This is a genomic window from Armatimonadota bacterium (genome assembly GCA_023511795.1).
Taxonomy (GTDB): Bacteria; Armatimonadota; UBA5829; order DTJY01; family DTJY01; genus JAIMAU01.
Genome location: JAIMAU010000001.1, coordinates 308,013 through 325,887 on the forward strand (window position 1 = coordinate 308,013; position 17,875 = coordinate 325,887).

General features: G+C 46.7%; 16 protein-coding genes. 13 read left to right on the top strand and 3 right to left on the bottom strand.

From position 1 onward, the window contains the following. Positions 1–29: 29 nt before the first annotated feature. The 5 genes from prfA to K6T99_01345 all read left to right on the top strand — a co-directional run bounded on the left by prfA (position 30) and on the right by K6T99_01345 (position 5,099). Positions 30–1,106: a peptide chain release factor 1 gene (gene prfA, locus K6T99_01325; GenBank protein MCL6518449.1), complete on the top strand. Its 1,077-nt coding sequence runs from the start codon at positions 30–32 to the stop codon at positions 1,104–1,106. A 4-nt stretch (positions 1,107–1,110) separates the two neighbouring features. Continuing rightward, the gene (gene prmC / locus K6T99_01330; protein ID MCL6518450.1) at positions 1,111–2,001 is read left to right on the top strand and encodes a peptide chain release factor N(5)-glutamine methyltransferase; all 891 of its coding nucleotides are present in this window, start codon (positions 1,111–1,113) and stop codon (positions 1,999–2,001) included. After that, positions 1,976–2,611 carry a threonylcarbamoyl-AMP synthase gene (locus K6T99_01335; protein MCL6518451.1) on the top strand — a complete coding sequence of 212 codons (636 nt, stop codon included), beginning with the start codon at positions 1,976–1,978 and terminating at the stop codon, positions 2,609–2,611. Before prmC ends, K6T99_01335 begins: the two co-directional genes overlap by 26 nt. Before the next feature lie 165 nt (positions 2,612–2,776). Beyond that, positions 2,777–4,783 carry a hypothetical protein gene (locus K6T99_01340; GenBank protein MCL6518452.1) on the top strand — a complete coding sequence of 669 codons (2,007 nt, stop codon included), beginning with the start codon at positions 2,777–2,779 and terminating at the stop codon, positions 4,781–4,783. Between the two features lie 115 nt (positions 4,784–4,898). Further along, positions 4,899–5,099 (top strand): cold shock domain-containing protein, encoded by a 201-nt coding sequence (locus K6T99_01345; GenBank protein ID MCL6518453.1) that lies wholly within the window; start codon positions 4,899–4,901, stop codon positions 5,097–5,099. A gap of 143 nt (positions 5,100–5,242) precedes the next feature. Here the strand turns inward: K6T99_01345 and K6T99_01350 are convergent, their stop codons facing one another. Beyond that, positions 5,243–6,841 carry a hypothetical protein gene (locus tag K6T99_01350; GenBank protein ID MCL6518454.1) on the bottom strand — a complete coding sequence of 533 codons (1,599 nt, stop codon included), beginning with the start codon at positions 6,839–6,841 and terminating at the stop codon, positions 5,243–5,245. Next, on the bottom strand, positions 6,834–7,769 hold the full coding sequence (locus tag K6T99_01355; protein MCL6518455.1) for a hypothetical protein: 936 nt from the start codon (positions 7,767–7,769) through the stop codon (positions 6,834–6,836). Before K6T99_01355 ends, K6T99_01350 begins: the two co-directional genes overlap by 8 nt. Before the next feature lie 280 nt (positions 7,770–8,049). Here K6T99_01355 and K6T99_01360 point away from each other — a divergent pair, with 280 nt between their 5' ends. From K6T99_01360 to K6T99_01390, 7 genes are all read left to right on the top strand, one after another. Further along, complete coding sequence (locus K6T99_01360) at positions 8,050–8,442, top strand: DUF1648 domain-containing protein (GenBank protein MCL6518456.1); 393 nt, start codon at positions 8,050–8,052, stop codon at positions 8,440–8,442. A gap of 164 nt (positions 8,443–8,606) precedes the next feature. Next, positions 8,607–10,118 carry a DUF2961 domain-containing protein gene (locus K6T99_01365; protein ID MCL6518457.1) on the top strand — a complete coding sequence of 504 codons (1,512 nt, stop codon included), beginning with the start codon at positions 8,607–8,609 and terminating at the stop codon, positions 10,116–10,118. A gap of 4 nt (positions 10,119–10,122) precedes the next feature. Continuing rightward, positions 10,123–10,980, top strand: a complete 858-nt coding sequence (locus tag K6T99_01370) for an aldo/keto reductase (GenBank protein ID MCL6518458.1) — start codon at positions 10,123–10,125, stop codon at positions 10,978–10,980. A gap of 102 nt (positions 10,981–11,082) precedes the next feature. After that, the gene (locus tag K6T99_01375; protein MCL6518459.1) at positions 11,083–12,213 is read left to right on the top strand and encodes a DUF3662 domain-containing protein; all 1,131 of its coding nucleotides are present in this window, start codon (positions 11,083–11,085) and stop codon (positions 12,211–12,213) included. 109 nt (positions 12,214–12,322) lie between these two features. Further along, positions 12,323–13,684: a Stp1/IreP family PP2C-type Ser/Thr phosphatase gene (locus tag K6T99_01380; GenBank protein ID MCL6518460.1), complete on the top strand. Its 1,362-nt coding sequence runs from the start codon at positions 12,323–12,325 to the stop codon at positions 13,682–13,684. Positions 13,685–13,710: 26 nt separating this feature from the next. Continuing rightward, positions 13,711–15,306 carry a protein kinase gene (locus K6T99_01385; protein ID MCL6518461.1) on the top strand — a complete coding sequence of 532 codons (1,596 nt, stop codon included), beginning with the start codon at positions 13,711–13,713 and terminating at the stop codon, positions 15,304–15,306. 59 nt (positions 15,307–15,365) lie between these two features. Then, positions 15,366–16,796 carry a HEAT repeat domain-containing protein gene (locus K6T99_01390; protein MCL6518462.1) on the top strand — a complete coding sequence of 477 codons (1,431 nt, stop codon included), beginning with the start codon at positions 15,366–15,368 and terminating at the stop codon, positions 16,794–16,796. 3 nt (positions 16,797–16,799) lie between these two features. Here the strand turns inward: K6T99_01390 and csrA are convergent, their stop codons facing one another. Further along, positions 16,800–17,030 carry a carbon storage regulator CsrA gene (csrA, locus tag K6T99_01395; protein ID MCL6518463.1) on the bottom strand — a complete coding sequence of 77 codons (231 nt, stop codon included), beginning with the start codon at positions 17,028–17,030 and terminating at the stop codon, positions 16,800–16,802. A gap of 338 nt (positions 17,031–17,368) precedes the next feature. Between csrA and accB the strand changes: the two genes are divergently transcribed. Further along, complete coding sequence (accB, locus tag K6T99_01400) at positions 17,369–17,857, top strand: acetyl-CoA carboxylase biotin carboxyl carrier protein (protein MCL6518464.1); 489 nt, start codon at positions 17,369–17,371, stop codon at positions 17,855–17,857. Positions 17,858–17,875: the final 18 nt, after the last annotated feature.

Consider the following 17,875-nt stretch of genomic DNA (forward strand, 5'->3'; position numbering starts at 1 on the left):
AACTCGTGGGAAAAATTGTGTAGCTGACTATGTTTGAACGCCTACAAGAAGTAGAACAACGATACGATGAGCTAACTGATAAGCTAAGTGATCCGCAGTTGCTGGCTGACCCAAAGGAGTACCAGCGGATAGCCAAGATGCACGCTGACCTTACCGATATTGTGACTAAGTATCGGGAATATAAACGCACGCATCAGGAAAAGCTAGATACTGAGGAGCTCCTCCGCGAACAACTCGACGAGGAAATGCGCAACCTGGCGCAAGCCGAATTGGATAGGCTTAAAGAGAAAGAGCGTCAGTTAGAGCAAGAACTCCGCATCATGCTCCTGCCGAAGGACCCTAACGACGAAAAGAACGTCATTATTGAAATCCGAGCTGGAACAGGTGGCGAGGAAGCTGCGCTTTTTGCAGGCGACCTGCTTCGCATGTATTCTCGGTATGCTGAGCGAAAACATTGGAAAACTGAGCTTTTGAGCGCTAATGAAACTGGTATCGGTGGTTTTAAAGAAGCGATAATGGCGGTCGAAGGAAAAGGCGCATACAGTATGCTTAAGTTTGAAGGCGGTGTTCACCGCGTCCAGCGCGTTCCTCAGACGGAAAGTGGCGGACGCATTCATACATCAGCAGCGACTGTAGCCGTCTTGCCAGAGCCAGAAGAAGTTGAAGTTGAGATAGACCCAGACGACCTTGAAATAGAAACCTACAGGTCTTCTTCCGCTGGGGGACAAAATGTTCAAAAGAACGAAACCGCCATCCGCATTACCCATAAGCCTACCGGCATCGTAGTTACCTGCCAAGATGAGCGTTCTCAGCTCCAAAACAAGGAAAAGGCAATGCGCATGCTACGCGCACATCTTCTCGAACGCATGACTCGTGAACAACAAAATGAAATTACCGAGACGCGGCGGAGCATGGTAAGGTCCGGAGATAGAAGCGATAAAATTCGCACTTATAATTTCCCTCAGGGACGCGTAACAGACCACCGAATTGGCTACACAATTTATCGGCTTGATAGCTTTATGGATGGCGACATCCAGGAAATGGTAGACCAGCTGATTAGCGCAGATCAAGCTGAGCGCCTGAAGGGTGAAGAAGAAGCAGCTTAAGCTAATGCAAACTGAAACTACCTTCAAGCCAACAATCAAACAAATCCTCACCAAAGCCGTTGCCGTTCTCGAAAAAGTCGAAGTAGATACTCCTCTACTGGATGCCGAGGTTATGCTTTCAGAATTATTGGGTGTGCCAAGGTCATATCTATTTGCCCATCCAGAGGAACTTCTTGATTACGTAGTTGTCGGCCATTTTGAGTCTTGGCTTCGCCTTCGCGAACAAAGGGTTCCGCTTGCTTACATAATTGGTCATAAAGAATTCTATGGACTTGACCTTGAGGTCACGCCGGCAGTTCTAATTCCTCGGCAGGAAACCGAAGTCCTGGTTGAGACTGCACTTTCAGCTCTTAGAGGCATTGCGTCACCAATGGTCGCCGAGATTGGAGTAGGAAGCGGCGCAGTTGCAATCGCATTGGCGAAGTCAGTTCCCGATTCGATGGTTTTTGGTACGGATTCATCCGAGCAAGCACTTGAGGTTGCACACAGAAATGTGGAAAAACACGCTTTGGCACAGAGAATCAAACTTCGGCTGGGAAACCTTCTCGAGCCATTGGCAGGTCTGACCTTTAGTGTCATTGTTTCAAACCCGCCATACATACCTACCGACGAGATTCCAAATCTTCAGCCAGAAATTTTTCGATATGAGCCACTGGTGGCGCTAGATGGAGGGCCCGACGGCCTTGAGTACCACAGGAGAATTGCATGTGAGGCACCATCATATTTGGAACCGGGTGGTCTGCTGATTTTGGAGGTCGGCTTCGGGCAGTCAGATGCCGTGAAGGCAATACTAGCCTCAGCAGGATTCACACATATACGTTCAATATGCGACCCGGGTGGCTTGGAAAGGGTGGTGATTGGTAAATACAATGCGCACACTTGTGTTAAAAACTAATCCAGAGAGTCCCGACCCGCAGGTGATTCTCCAAGGGGCACAGGCAATCAGACGAGGCGAGCTAGTGGCTTTCCCGACGGAAACAGTCTACGGATTAGGTGCTGATGCCTTCAATGAGAGGGCAGTGGAACGGGTTTTTGAGGTCAAGGGGCGTCCTAAAAATAATCCACTGCCAGTGCAAATAGCAGCTGTTGAAGATATTTCTTCGCTTGCTGTAGAGATTTCAGATATAGCGAAGCGGCTTATGAAGCACTTCTGGCCTGGTCCGCTTACATTGGTACTGCGCGCATCTCCTCGGGTATCTAAGCTCATAACTGCTGGAACAGGTAATATCGGCGTGCGCATTCCAAACCACCCGGTTGCGCTTGCTTTAATTAAAAGGGCGGGGACGCCAATCGTAGCCCCAAGTGCTAATACTTCCGGCGAACCTCCTCCAACAACCGCGGAGCAGGTGCTGACCTATTTAGAAGGAAAGATTGAGCTTGTCATTGATGCTGGTCCCACCGAAATTCAGGTTTCGTCAACCGTCCTTGATGTAACGGAAACACCACCTCGGGTGCTTCGCATAGGCAGCATCACTTGGGAAATGCTCCAGCCATATATAGAATAACCTAGCATGCTAGCGTAAGCTGGCCATTGACATGCGCCTGGTTCAATAGCTATACTCTATTCATATCCTCTTCGAAAGGAACCACGATATTATGGCCCCTGTCGAGGGAATGATTATTTCCTTCTACAATTGGCGCCTGGATTACGTCTGCGAGAAAACATGGTAATGGAAGCAAACAGGGAGGAAATTAGGCGACAGGCGAATACCAGCGTGTCGGAATACCAAAGCGGGCGGATTGGTATATCTTTTCGAGCGCTCATGATTGGCCTTACATTGGTTGCCGCCACTTGTTTTGTGGTTTCATATGCCGAGTTGGTTATCATGCGCATCCAAATTGGTTTTCTTCAAATGCCGCCTGCTGTTATCGGTATATTCTTTTTCATAGTTTTGCTCAATAAAGGAATGCAGAGGCTCCGAAGAAAATTTGGCTTGTCCGCCGGCGAGTTGATGATGATTTACTGTATGATGCTGGTTGCCTCGATGATTTCCTCGCGCGGCATAATGGAGAAGATTATTCCTTTATTAGTTACTCCAAATTATTTTGCAAACTCAACTAATAGGTGGCAGGAACTATTCTACCCTTATATCAAGAAGTGGGTTGTACCATTTGACCCCCAGGGTGAAGCAAAACAGTTTGTGGCATTGCGTTTCTACGAGCGGCTTAGAGCTGGAGAAGCTGTCCCATGGGATGCATGGATTACGCCATTTCTTGCTTGGGGTGTCCTTGTACTTCTTGTCATTTTTGCATTCCTTTGTTTGGCAACAATTCTTAGAAGACAGTGGGTGGACAACGAGAAACTTTCATTCCCACTCGTCCAGCCACCTCTTGAGCTTGTTAAGGAAGATCAGTCGCGGCCATTGCTTAAGAATAAACTCTTATGGGGTGGAATTGCGCTGCCGGTGTTGGTATTCGGATTTAATGGCTTGCATAATTGGTATCCGAACGTGCCGGAAATTCCGTTGCATAAAACTCTAAACGAATATCTTGTAAATCCGCCATGGACGGAAATGTATTTTACGCCCGTATATTTCTCATTTGCAGCGATTGGTTTTTTCTTCCTGTTGCCATCGGATTTGCTCTTCGCGCTTTGGGTTTTCGCAATTCTTGCACGTATTCAAGGAGTTATTGCGGCGTCGTTTGGCATGGATTTGTATAGAATGCCAATGTACGGTACCCACCTCTTCGTGGGCTACCAAGTTGCGGGCGCATATGTTGTTCTGGCGGGCTATCTATTTTATGTTGCTATCCCTCACCTCAAGAAGGTTGTTCAAGCGGCAATAGGCCCTGGAAAGGTGGATGACGGCGATGAACTGATGCCTTACTCAGTAGCTTTTTGGGGATTGTTGATTAGTTTCGCGCTAATCATCGGTTGGTCTTATTTAGCTGGAATGTCGTTTTGGATAGCACTTCTCGAATTCGGCGTTTTCATTTTTGTAATTGCGCTCGTAATGGCGCGGAGTACAGCAGAAGCTGGCATGCTAATGACTGAAACCTCCTTTAGGCCTGTTGATTTCTACCGTTTGTTTGCGCCTGTCCACTCCCTAGGCCCCGGAAATATGACAATGCTTGCTTTCTTTGACGCAGCATTCCTGCGCGACCAGCGTGGGTTACTGCTAACCGGCTTCCTCGATGGTTTGAAAATTTCCGATGGTGCGAATGTTCGGCGTAGGGCATTCTTTCCTGTATTTGTCATCGCAATCCTCGCGGCGCTCGTAATTGCCGGGGTTATCCAGCTGTGGTTGCCGTATTCCAAGGGCGCACTCACCATGTATTGGTATACATACCAAGGCAACCCAGTTTGGGCGTTCTCCGAATATCAGAGCCACATGGCGAACTCAATCCCAGGAACATGGCAGGCGCCTGTATTCTTCATTGTTGGCGTAGTTTTCACTATATTTCTTGCTTACATGCGTGCTATGTTCTATTGGTGGCCATTTCATCCACTTGGCTATGCCCTATGTATTTCATGGACTATGACTGTTTTTTGGTTTTCTTGCTTTGTTGCATGGCTTATCAAGACCGTGATTCTTCGCTATGGTGGAATGCGCCTATATGTCAGGGCTAGACCCTGGGTTTTGGGAATGGTACTGGGTGAGTTCGGTATGGCTGTAATTTGGACCCTTATTAGCGCTTTGACTGGTGCCCCCACTCCCGAATTTCCTTGGCCTTAAATATAAAAAATTACAATTTGTGATTTAAAGATACTTGACTAAAGTAAAGAGATGCGATAAAATTATTTAACCCTGGGCGGTTGCTTGCCCAGCAAGATGCAAGGAGGTATGAGATATGCCTGTTGGAAAGGTAAAATGGTTTAACGACGCCAAGGGTTATGGTTTCATCGAAACCGAGGAAGGCAGGGATGTCTTCGTTCACTACTCCGCAATTAGCATGGACGGCTACAAAAGCCTGTCCGAGGGGCAAACTGTGCAGTTTGACATCGTGGATGGTGCGAAGGGACCACAAGCAGCTAACGTTTCTCCTCTTTAAGTTGCTTTGTTAAGATCCTAAAGGGCTGATCTTTGTGCAGGTGCTGATGTTAGGCCAAATACTGAGTCGGAGTTCCCGATAATAATAGTCCTGGCAGCGTACAGAGCGTATCTACTTCTAGCTGTTACTGGTCAGCCCCTTCCTTAGTCGGCGGTTACTGGAAACTTTGAGACTGCTATTTGTTTCACGGCTAGGTCGCCATCGTGCACTACGAGCCGGAAGTCAGAGTTGCAATTCTGCCGTCCTGCGAACATCGCATCTTCAAGAACGAATGTCTCGCGCTTCCAGATACCGCTCCCCATTAACCGGACGGTTTTGCCTGCATCTTTATATGCCCCATTAAAAGGTTCTGTATTTGCCATAGAGTCGTATTGTAATGAAAATGACCCTTGTTTCCCATCATAGTAGTCAACAATTATGTAAGTTTTTCCGCTTACGGGTATATTGTCACTCACCCCAAAATATATATACCGAGTTGCGCTAAAGGGATTAGGCATGGTCTGACGGCAAGCGGTTTCCCCAATTATTTTCGGCTCGCTCAGCCCGTCGTCGCATTTGTTCATCCATAAGCCCCGAGTTTCCGAGGTTGTTCCAAGCGTTAGCACCACCTCTGCCACAGTCCTGAGTCGCACTGGATGCTCATCTACGGATATACTTATCCAGGTCGAGCGTTGTCTTAGTTCGTCACCTTTCGGACGGATATATGTAATGTAAAAGCTGGCTTTCTGATAAAAGCTGATGGTCTTTTTCTCCTGATTTAGCGATAGATTAACTGGTAAAAATGGCGAAATAGTAACGTCTTCCATTCTTTGTTTTGGAAAGGCATTTTTAAGCTCAATTTTGGCTAAAAGCTTTTCAGGTGTTGCTTTGACAATTGTTTGCCTTATCGTGAATGGATCCATAATTTGCACTTCAAAGGGATAATTTAACTTGATTTGGACACCGTTGTGTTCAAACGATAGTTCCCCAATGATTGGGAAAACTCTTGGCCTATAGAGGCTATTTCTTGGAGCCTTAATGTTATAAGCAAACTCCGCTGACTTGCCAGGACTGAGGTTGGCTATTAAGCTAGGTGATGCATCAAGCTCACATGTCCACTCATCTGGCACTGACAATCGGACATTTGGCTTTATTATATTCTCCCTTCCAAAATTATGGATTGTGCACTTTACTCCGAATTTTCTACCTGCGAATATCTTATAATCTGCGTTAGTTTCTGATGGGTAATCCATCTCAACTTTAAATTTAATGGACAAAAGGGCGCAATATGCTTCCGTCAACAAGCGTTTATTATAGGCGAGCGATTCATTGAAGCCCGACTCAAGCCCCGCGTTGATCTCACTTATCTTTTGCCGCAATATCTCATGCTTCTTTTTATAGCTCAAGTCAGAGGGGTCTTGAGCACACAATGAGCGAATTATGTTATTAACGAAATCGGAAGCCTCTATTATTTCATAATTCGTAAGGGGTTTTGCTAGGATAGTAATGCTTGATTTTGTGGTCTGAGCTTGAATTTCCTTTAGGTGTTTATTCTCACGACCCAATTCAAATACTAGAGGATTATTGCAAATGCGTGGCAAGGTAATCTTGCTTGGCTTTGAGTTGAAATGGGTCAGTAAGTGCCCATTGCCATAGCGCTTTAAGTCGTAGATAGGTTGTAATTCGGATGAGTGGATGGAAGAGCAAGTAACTGTGGCTAGAGCCACTAAAATTAAGATTCCGAATGTCTTTTGTTTATGCAATTGAAAGTTCCTCCATTCGTGATTCGATGGTGGAGAGTATAACTTCATGTAGTCGAGGGTTCGATGTTGCAATGCAACTGCGAATATTTGACTCAGATGCATTTAATAGCAATGTATCATCGAGTTTGTTTCCATAAGCATCTGTTACGGTGCAACCAGCAGTTTCAGCAATTAACACCGCTGCTGCGATGTCGTAAGGGAATAAACCCATCACGGTTCCCATTCCGGCTTGAATGAAACGATTGCGTGTCTCTGGGAAATCACGGAAAATTCTATTTCCTACGTCGACTACTGCGCTCAACTGACCTGTTAGAAGCCGTGTTAGAGAGTATGCAGTGCTACTAAAAACGAAGACCCCCCCTCTCAGGGAGGATTTGTCTATTAATGGCGATAGGACATCAGTCACTAGTTCGATTGGCCGACCTGCAAGCTCGAAGGTCCAAGCCATCTTGTCTAACTCCTCATTTGTCGAAAGCGTCACCGGTAGTTCACGCTCGCCTTCACGAATGCTTGCAAAGCCCTTTCGGCTAGCCGTAAATAATCGGTCATTTTTAATTTCAAGAATGCAGCCAAAAACTACGTCGGAGAGGCGAATATCCTCTGAACATGGAGCAAGCGCGATGGAAACGACGCAACTTTCGAAACCTGCCATTGCTGGGCGAGTGCCGTCAATTGGGTCGATGATTAAGACGTGTTCAGGTTTTCCAAACTTCACTAGCCCACGGTCTTCTGAATAATATGCCACCTGAAGCTCGTGCTTTCGTATGAAGTCGTCTATAGCTTGTTCTGCAATTTTATCTATTTCAAATGCCTCGTCGCCACTAACTGACTTCCCTTTCACCAACCTCGATGTTTGCAAGCCAATATGGGGTCGTACTGTTGCGCGGATAGCATATGCAAGCTCGATCAACGTTTTCGGTAGTTCCATAGATTACAATCTCCGGGGCATTCCAAGCGCTGAACTGGCAAGATTTAATTACATGCAAAGTATATAGGTTCAATCTCTCGGCCGTCAACTTTGTTGCGCATTATTCGTTGGAGTTGCTGGGTTTATTTTTTTCAGCGCAGGGCAGAAAAAGTAGCCTAAACATATGGAAAAATATGCTGTTAATGCGCTCTGCAATACTTGAATAATTGACACTCGCAGAAGGAGACCATAAAGTGTATAATTAATTTACTAATGAAAAAGTTCAACGTCCAGGAAGACCATGGCAAAGCATAAGAAGAATCAACAAAAACTTCAAAATCAATCAAAACCGATAAAAGAGCCAAAGCGCACATATGCAGGGTTTCTTGCGTCGCTAATCGCCATTATACTTGGTTTCATCGCTCAAATGGTGATGGCAGTTATCGTTTACCCTCGTCTTCCCGAACAGATACCATCAGGTTGGGCAGGCTCGGCTACTCCATATAACACCATTCCCTCGTGGACTGTTTTCCTCCTTTTTCCTGGTGGCCAAATTGGCATGCTTATACTAATCATGTTTGTCCACCGGGATGAGCAAGGACGGCGTGTATTAGATACAGGCAATGCCATTTTTCTGATATTACTCTCGGCATTATTCACAGTTCTACAGGCATCTGCATTCCGTCTTCACTGAGTTTTCTTATATCTTCATAAGTGTTTGCAAAGCATAGCTGACGTGGGCAAATCTTCGCAAAGGATATAGCATGGTTTGCCAAAGGATTTCTGGGGAGCCCTGCGGAACTTAGGAAATAAACCATGTGCTAAACTTTACCTCAGTATTCTTAGGGAGGTTCACAAATGGTATCAAAGGCTGCCCTTGTGTTAGCTATGTTCCTCAACGTAATTATTTGCCAAGCTGCGCTTGACATCTATCCCCAAGTTGAATCAATCTGTCGCCTTTGGGAAGGGGAAACTAAACAGGTGAACGCGCTTTGGGGTGAGAACCCAAAGGAAGTGCAGTTTGGCGAAGGGCGAAGCAAAGTCATAATTGCTGATTTGAAGGGGCCGGGGATCATTACAATGATTCACTTTGCACTTCCGCAGGCGATGAAGTTGAATCGCGATGCAATACTAAGAATTTATTGGGATGGCGAGAAAAATCCTAGTGTTGAGACACCGCTTGTAGATTTCTTCTGTGACCCCAATGGTGCTCTTGAGCGTGTGGAATCAGCTCTTGTTAACAAGAAGCGTGGGTGGAATTGCTATTTCCCAATGCCATTCGCCAAGTCGGCCCGAGTTGAGGTCGAAACGGACAATCCGCGCTATCCAAACGGTTCGTGGTCGGCAAACCCGTGTTATAGCTATGTTATCTACCGCACGCTTAAGTCATTGCCCCCGGATGTCGGATATTTTCATGCTAATTGGCGGCAGAAGACGCTCCTTCTTGGCAGGGAAGATTACAAGGTTTTCGAAGCACAAGGTAGGGGACAATTTGTTGGTTGGAATGTTACCATTCGGCATGTTGGTAATCCATCGGGAGGATATCCAGTAGATGAAAATGTTAAATTCTACATCGATGGAGAAGCAGAACCATCCATTGAATGGCAAGGTCTAGAGGATTCATTTGGCTTTAGCTGGGGATTCCCCGAGCATGCGAATAGCTTTGCGTATACTGGATACCAGCCGTTTCTAAACGGTGCGGCGGCGTATCGTTTTACTCTCAATGACCGCATTTCATTTAAAAATTCATTAAGGATGACAGTCGGCTTCGGCAAGAACGAAGCGCCTTTCTTCCGTGAAGAGTTCTCTAAATCTGAGAACCCCCTCCAAATTTCAAGCGTGGCATATTGGTATCAGAAAGAGCCGCATATGCCGTTTTCTCCGCTGCCGCCAGCAAGAAATCGCCGGCCTTTTGTAGCGCCCCAAGCCAAAACCGAGCCACCTGAGCCCGGAGAGACTTTTGTCGTGCATTGCGGCAGATTACAGAATGAAGATGAATACCTCGCAGAGGGCTGGGATTTTGTTTTAAAGAAGGGCTATTCATTCTCGGGTTCACCTTGGCCAGGTCCTGTTAATTACTGCTGGGCTGATTTTGATTCGCTTGAATTCGACATCATTTGTCCAAAAGGGGTTTCAGGAACATTGCGCATGTTCATTATCGACCCTGACAATTTTGTTGGTGGTCGGAAACAATCAATCAGGGTAGCAGGACGGTTAATAGGGGAATATGAGGGTTTTCAATCAGGTAGGTGGATCAAGGTTCCAGTTGCCGCAAGCGATACTTCAACCGGGCGCATACCAGTTGTGATGAAGAACCTCAAGCCTGGGGGGAATGCAGTTGTGTCTATACTGCGCTTTCGTGTGAGGTGAAAAAATGTCTCCTAAGATAACTAGACGTGAATTTTTGACTGGTGCCATAGCTACTGCATATTCACCTAAGTTGCTTGCCAATTCAGAGCGAAAACTTGCATCGCTAACCGACCGTGTAGTACTAGGCAAAACCGGCATCAGGGTTTCCTATCTCGGCTTTGGTACGGGTACAAAAGGCTGGGACAAGCGTTCAAATCAAACCAAACTCGGAACGGTTAGGTTTTCTCGCTTAATCAATTATGCTTATGACCTTGGGGTGAACTATTTCGACGTCGCAGATATCTATGGTACACACTCGTATGTCCGCGCTGCTCTCAAGCGAATACCTCGGGAAAACTATGTTATCCAAACTAAGATATGGTACCGCACGTGCAAAGACGCTCAGCAGGATTTGAATCGGTTTCTTTTAGAGCTCGGTACCGACTATATAGATATTCTCTTGGTTCACTGCGTAACTGAGGGCACATGGGCTGCTGACCAGCGCGAAATTATGGATGTGCTTTCGGCGGCGAAGGAAAAGAAGATTATCCGAGCACATGGAATTTCAATCCATTCGCTTGAGGCAATGAAGTCAGCGATTGAGAACTCATGGGTAGATCTTGCCCTTGTTCGTGTTAACCACAAGGGCGCGAAAATGGACGGCCAACCTTCCGAGGTAGTGCCGGTTATAAAGAAACTGCATAACACAGGGAAGGCCGTAGTTGGGATTAAAATTCTAGGCGAGGGGACAATAGCTGAGGAGCGTGATGCTTCGCTTAAGTATGTACTTGGCCTCGATTGCATTGATTCCATAATTGTCGGCTTTGAATCAACCGAGCAAATCGATGATATCCTGAAGCGTGGTAAGAGTATTATGCCTTAAGACTCGCTATAATTGACAAGCCAAACAAAGCCTTGCCAACAAATATTGGCAGCCTCTCGTATTAATATACAGCAGCGGTGATTCCACGAAGGGATGCTGAATATGGATATATTTGAGAAACTGAACAAAGCCTTCGCTGGTTGGTATGAATCCTGGTTTGGCAATGCAGAAAGCGATATTCGGCCAAGAGATGTTCTGCGAAAAATCATCAATGCAATGGAGGATAACCGCAAGGAGGGGATTGATGGCAAAGTTTATGTGCCGAATAAATATGTACTTGAGCTCAACTTTGAAAGCGACGAGGAAAGAGACTACCTTCTGGCATTTCTAGATAAAGCAGAGCTCGAATCAGCCCTCCGCAAGTATATGGCGCAGAATAAGTACTACCTTCGTGGACCGCTGGATTTTACCATTGAAGAATTATCCGTTCAGGAAGGCAAATCTCAGCTAGAGAAACTAAGGGTAAAGTGTAAATGGGATGTTCGTCCTGCTGAGAAGGAAATTGAAATGTCCAATCAAATTTGTCTACAAATGCCTTATAAGCTCGAGGAGGAACACACCGTACCCGCCGTCGAGACATGGGATGACGCAACGATTGCACCCCCAACTCTTATTGTTAATCATGTTGATGGGAGAGTCCAACAATTTACGCTGAATAAGCCCGACATTTTAATCGGGAGGTCAAAGCGGCTGGACAACGATTTGGTTCTTGATAAGGATGGAATGGTTTCGAAAAGGCATGCTCGAATCACCCTTGGCGAAGAAGGCTTCACGATTAGAGATTTGAACAGCACAAACGGCGTTTGGGTGAATGACGAACGCATTGAAAGTCACTTACTCAGAGATGGCGACCGCATCAGGCTTGGCGCAACACAAATGGTTTTCAAAAGCTTGGCAGCCGAACTGAAGATTTCGCCGCTTGCTACTTCTCGTGCAAGGCGCCCACGACTGCTACTTAAAGCTCCATCCGGAACCGAAGAATTTCTGTTGGCATCAGAGGTCATTATTGGCAAGTCCCTGACTTCCGATGTTCGCATTATGGATACCGGCGTAGAAAGTAACCATGCCAGGGTGTTCTCGCCTGACGGGATAATTTTTTACTTGGAGGATCTCGGTAGCCGTGGCGGAACCAGAATCAATGGCGAGCTAGTCCCTGCATACTCGCCGGTGAGGCTTCTGCCAGGCGATAAGATAATTATAGGGAAAGTAGAGATTGGCTTTGAAATGGATTAGTCTCTTCAGTTATACCCTAGGGATATTAAAATATGTGTTTTTGGCATGCCTCACGTTGTTTGTGGTGTATGTGATAGGCTTGCTGAAGAGAGATTTATAACAGGTAGATATGGCTATCCCGACCATAAGTTCGTCATACAAGACTCACAAAGGAAAGCGGTTTTCAAATGAGGATGCTTGCCTAACTGTTCCATCTGAACAACTCAAAGGGGTACTCGATGGTCTATACATTGTTGCAGATGGCATGGGTGGAAGGTCTTCTGGTTCAATAGCAAGCGTCATGGCTGTTAATACCATCCGGGATGTGCTCCTTGCAGAACTAGTCAGTGGAATTATGGATATCAGAGGAGCGTTGGCGCACAGTTTTAAAGCGGCAAATGATGCCATTTACAGGCAGGCGGCATCTAGCCCCGAACTTCAAGGCATGGGGACAACTTGTGTCGTTGCCGCAGTCAAAGGTGAACAGGTTTACTTGGGGCACATGGGTGATAGTCGCGCTTACCTTTTTCGCAACGGAGAGCTTCGCCGTCTAACAGAGGATCACTCGTTCGTTGCTGAGAAAATCAAGGCAGGCGAAATAACCGAAGAGCAAGCGCGCAAAAGTCGGTTCCGCAATGTGGTAACTCGTGCGGTAGGTATAGAGCCAGATGCAGAGCCTGAGATAAGCTCTGCCGACTTGAAACTTGGCGATATTCTTCTTCTCTGCACAGATGGTTTGACAGTTCCTGTTTCTGAGGTTGAAATAAAATCTATCCTAGCTAGTGCGTCCGGTCCTGTGGAGGCATGCGACGAGCTTGTGAATGCGGCGCTGAGGAATGGTGGTTCGGATAACATAACCGCTGTTGTTGCAGCCTATGGAGAGGATAAGAGCATTACACCAGCCATCCCCAGGAATAAACGCAGCTTCTCGATATTCATTGGTATAATTGCCTTGCTTTTGGGAATCGCGATTGGGGTTTGCGGAAGCTGCTTGCTTCCGTGGAGGCACCTAAAGCCGCCGTCTATTAAGAAAGTCCAGACGCGGCATATAAACCTTGCAAATATCGAGTACGATGAACCCGTCTCACTTAGCCATGTGCCGCTCCAGGGCAGAATTCTTTTGCTCAATCGGCACGGGTTAATACATGTTGTTGATAGAGAGGGCCGTTTGCTTAGGCTGGATTCTTCTGGCGCTATTCTTGGCTCCCTGGCGGCTAGCGACTTGCTGAAACCTAAGCCATCTATGGCATCGTTTATGATTGCTTCAGATTTTCAAGGTAATCTTTATATCTCCAATCCTGTCGGAAAGCAAATCGTAAAGTTTGCGCCCGATGGTCTTTTCCTAACAACGATTGGAGAGGGCAAGCTTGTTGCTCCTGAAGCACTCGCGGTAGACAAGGACGGGAACATATTCGTAATTGATAGTGGGCGGCTGAAGGTAATCCGCGTTAAAGCTCAAAGTGAAGTGTCTAATGGTCCACAGCCTAATTAAACACCAATTATTCAGTATCAATAACCATGGCGCTAGGAAAAATTGGGAAATATGAAAAGCTCGATGTGCTTGGCCATGGAGTTTCGGGCATTGTATATCTTGCATGGGATACCCTCCTTGGCAAACATGTTGCTTTAAAGGAGATAAGTCTCCAGGCTGCAGATGAGGCACGGTTTATTGAGGAGGCGCGCGTGCTCGACCGCTTGCGCCATCCTAATATAGTGCAGGTGAACAGTGTTGACAAGATAAACGGGCACTTCGTAATTGACATGGAGTACGTGAAAGGAACAAACCTTCACGAGTACATGCGCCGTCGGGGAAAACTTTCGCCCAAAGAGGCATTGAGCATCGCCATTGAAGTATGCGATGCGCTTGATTTTGCCCATAAGAATCATATTGTCCACCGTGACGTTAAGCCGGCTAACATTCTGCTTTCTGAGAATGGAAAAGCGAAAATAGTGGATTTTGGCCTCGCGGAGATTTTGGGAAGCGGTTCTTATGCAGGTGGTGCAGGAACCTACGCATATATGGCGCCAGAGGACTTCGAGGAAAAAGAGCATTCGGACCATCGGTCAGATATTTGGTCGGTCGGCGTTGCTCTCTACGAAATGCTTACTGGACAGCGCCCTTTCCAAGCAGCAAAGCCCAAGGACCCATTCTCGTGGAAGCGAGCGGTCGAGGAAGACACGCCAATTCCAATTACCGAACTCGAACCATCTTTACCGGGTGGTTTGGAGCAGGTTATCTGCAAAGCACTGGCGAAGGATAAATATGACCGCTACCAGAGTGCAGCTGAGTTACGGGATGACTTAAAGTTTATCCTAGGGCGCATTGATAAGTCGGTTCCGCAAGCAGACTCTAAACATTTCGAGAATCTGCCTGCGTCAAATAAAGAAGAGTTCAAGAATCCAGAAATTGAACTCTCGCTGGACGAATTGAACTTTGGCAAAGTTCGCCAGGGGGAAACAAAGAGCCTGAAGCTCCGAGTTCGCGCACCGGGGCGAGGAAAAACAAAAGGGAGAGTTGCTTCTCAGCCGGGATGGCTAAGTGTCAGCCCACGGGTTTTCAACAGCCGCAAGCAGAGTCTGTTTCTGGTTGCTGAAGGGGGAAATGTTTGGCGGCCTGGCATTTATGAGGACCATCTAACATTGGAAATAGATGGCCAAGCGATTACTATTCCGGCGGTTGTGGAAATTCTGCCGGCGAGAAGGCAGTTTGAAGAAGTATTTTGGTGGTATGTACCGCTTCTTGTCATGTGCATGCTTCCACTTTTGCCTGCAGTGATGGGAAAGGGCGGAGTAATTGGGGTAGGATTAATTATAGCAGGCCTTCTTGCCGCCATGCTCTTTATCATTAGCATGGCTGCTGATTTGGGAATTCTCGAGAGGTTTGTTCCTGGAGTAATTGCTGGCGTTGGCTTAGGCGCTATCATTGGCATAGTGAAGTCTTTTGCGGAAGGTAATTCGGCGCTTGGAGCTGGCCAGATTATAATCACATTGGCAATTGGTACGGTGTTGTGCTTGCTAATCGTAGCGCAATTACTAACAGCATCGCGCTGGCGGCTGTGGGCGATTGCACTACTCTTTATTTCGCTTGCATCTTTTGCGATACTATTAAGGTAAGCAAAAGAAAAATGAATAAAGAATGATTTCCCAAGTTGGATTAGTTAGGAGTGGATAAGTTGAATAAGAAAAAACTATTCTGGAGAATTTTGATTGTCGGAGTAATTCTTTATGGTATTACCAAAGGTATTACAAATCACGTGGAGATGAGTAGATTGGCTCACGACCTTCGCTATGGCACTCAACAACAAAAGGTTGCCGCCGCTAGGGAGCTCATGGAGCGTGATCGATTATTTGATACAATGCAAGAAATGACGCGGCTTGAGCGCATAAACATCATACGCACGGTTATCCGACGCATGCCTGGGCCAATGACGGTAAAGCAGTGCTTGGTTCTCCTCAAAGACCCAAGGGTTACAGTTCGCAACAGAGTTGCAGCAGCACTTGTCGTACTAGGCAGGGACCATATAGATTTGCTTGTGCCCGCGTTAAAAGATTCCGACGAAAACGTGCGCAAGGGTGTTTCAAATGCACTTGTTGCAATTGGGCCACCAGCAATCTCCAAGGTTAAGGAAGCTGTGCGAGCTCCTGAAACAAGGGTAGCGGCAAGCGATGTATTAATTCGGATTGGCGAGCCGAGTGTTCCGGCGTTCGTTGAGCTGCTCAGAGATAAAGACCAGGATGTGCGAATGACCGCGGCTGTATGTCTTGGTAAGATAGGCAGCATGAAGGCAACGCCTGCTCTAATTAAAAGCACCCGTGACATTGCAGCCGTGCGCCGGGTGGCAATCAGTTCTTTGTGCACGATATGCGACCCAAGAGCGACAGACATATTTATAGAGGTTCTTGGCAATCCCAACGACGATGGTGAAGTGCGCGCACGTGCTGCCAGGTCGCTAAGCGTCGTTGGCGGGGAAAAAGCAGTTAAAGCTTTGGTTGCGGCATTAACAGATTTTGACTTGAAAGTTAGGACTTCGGTTATCTCCAGCTTGCAGAGAGTTGGAGCGCCGGCGGTAGGACCAGTAGTTGCTGCCATGTCAGGCCCGCGAGACTTGAGAAGAGCAGCAGCGGCCGTGCTCGAGAAGATTGATTCGCCCGAAGCTGCAAAGGTTTTGCTAGTACTTGCTAGCGATCCTGACCCAGTAATACGCCTATCAGCTGCTAAGGGACTTGGTGAGCAGACTGCAACTCTTGAGCTTGAACCGCTTGTAAAATTACTGGGAGATCCAGACGGAAGAGTAGCAGAGGCAGCAGTTGATTCTCTTGCTTATATAGGTGACAAAGCTGTTCCCAAGCTGGTTTCAGTGCTCAGTTCAAATGCTAGCGATGTGGTCAAGTACCGCGCATGTCGCGCATTGGCAGTGATTGGCGCAAATGCAACTCCTGCGTTGCTTAAGGTGCTTGCTTCGGGAGGTGCTTCATCAAAATGGGCGGCTTATGCGCTGGGACTTATTGGAGACTACCGAGCAAAACCAAGCTTGGAAAAAATGGCAAAGACAGCGGCCCCCGACCTGCGCTGGACCATCGAACGTGCCCTCCAGCGTCTATAAAGGTTATTCCTTTTTCTCTCCATGGTTGAGCAGTTCGCCGTTGTCCTGGGCTGTAGCTGCGGCTTCTATGTTCTCAGCCGTTACTTGCTCAAGAAGCTCTTTCCTGTAAATTGAAACGTTCTTGGGTGCTGTGATCCCCAAGCGAACTTGCTCGCCACGGATCTCTACCACAGTGATCTCTATGTCACCGGCGATGACGATTCGCTGGCCAACTTTTCTGGCCAAGACTAACATTTGGCTACCTCTCCTGAGGCGGCTCAAGCGCCTCGAGGTAATGGCATGTGCTTTACCCCTGACAGTTTGGGTTATGCAAAATACCAGCCAGCCTAGTAAAATTGCCAGGTTTATTCACTAGCAATTGGTATTATCGGCTAATCTCACATAAAACACAAGTTTTGTTTCAAACATTTACTGTTTATGCTCTATCTTTTTCAACTTTTTAGCGTTGTGTCAAATTGACATGCTGGGCTCTGGATGTTATACTTAGCCATCACATCAGTGAAAATTAGAATATCAAAGCGCAAGCATACAAAGTAGCAAGAACGAATGCTTGGTAAAAGGACTGCCTGCCCATGAGCTCAAATATTGATTACGAAAAGCTGGAAAGATTGGTTTCATTAGTGGAAGAAAACAACCTTACAGAGTTGACGATTGAAGAAGAAGGCTTTAGCGTCACAATCAAGGCCAAGGAAGACCACGCCGTTACTTTAATGCCTAGTATTGATCTTACAACTGTTGCCGAATTACCTAAGGAGGAGGGTCCAGCTGAGGTCGAAAGTATTTCTCTAGAAGAGGCTGTTTCTGAGGAACACCTATACCAACTGAGATCTCCTATGATTGGTGTGTTCTATCGCTGTCCTTCTCCCGATTCTCCACCCTATGTAGAAATTGGCGACATCGTTGAGCCAGGGCAGACAGTAGGATTAATCGAAGCCATGAAGGTGTTTAGCGAGATACCAACTGAGCAAGGTGGCAAGGTAGTCGCGATTTTTGTTGAGAACGCCAAGCTTGTCCAGCAAGGTGATATTCTGATGACGATAGATACCTCATTAACTGAGTGAGGGCATATACAATTTGGT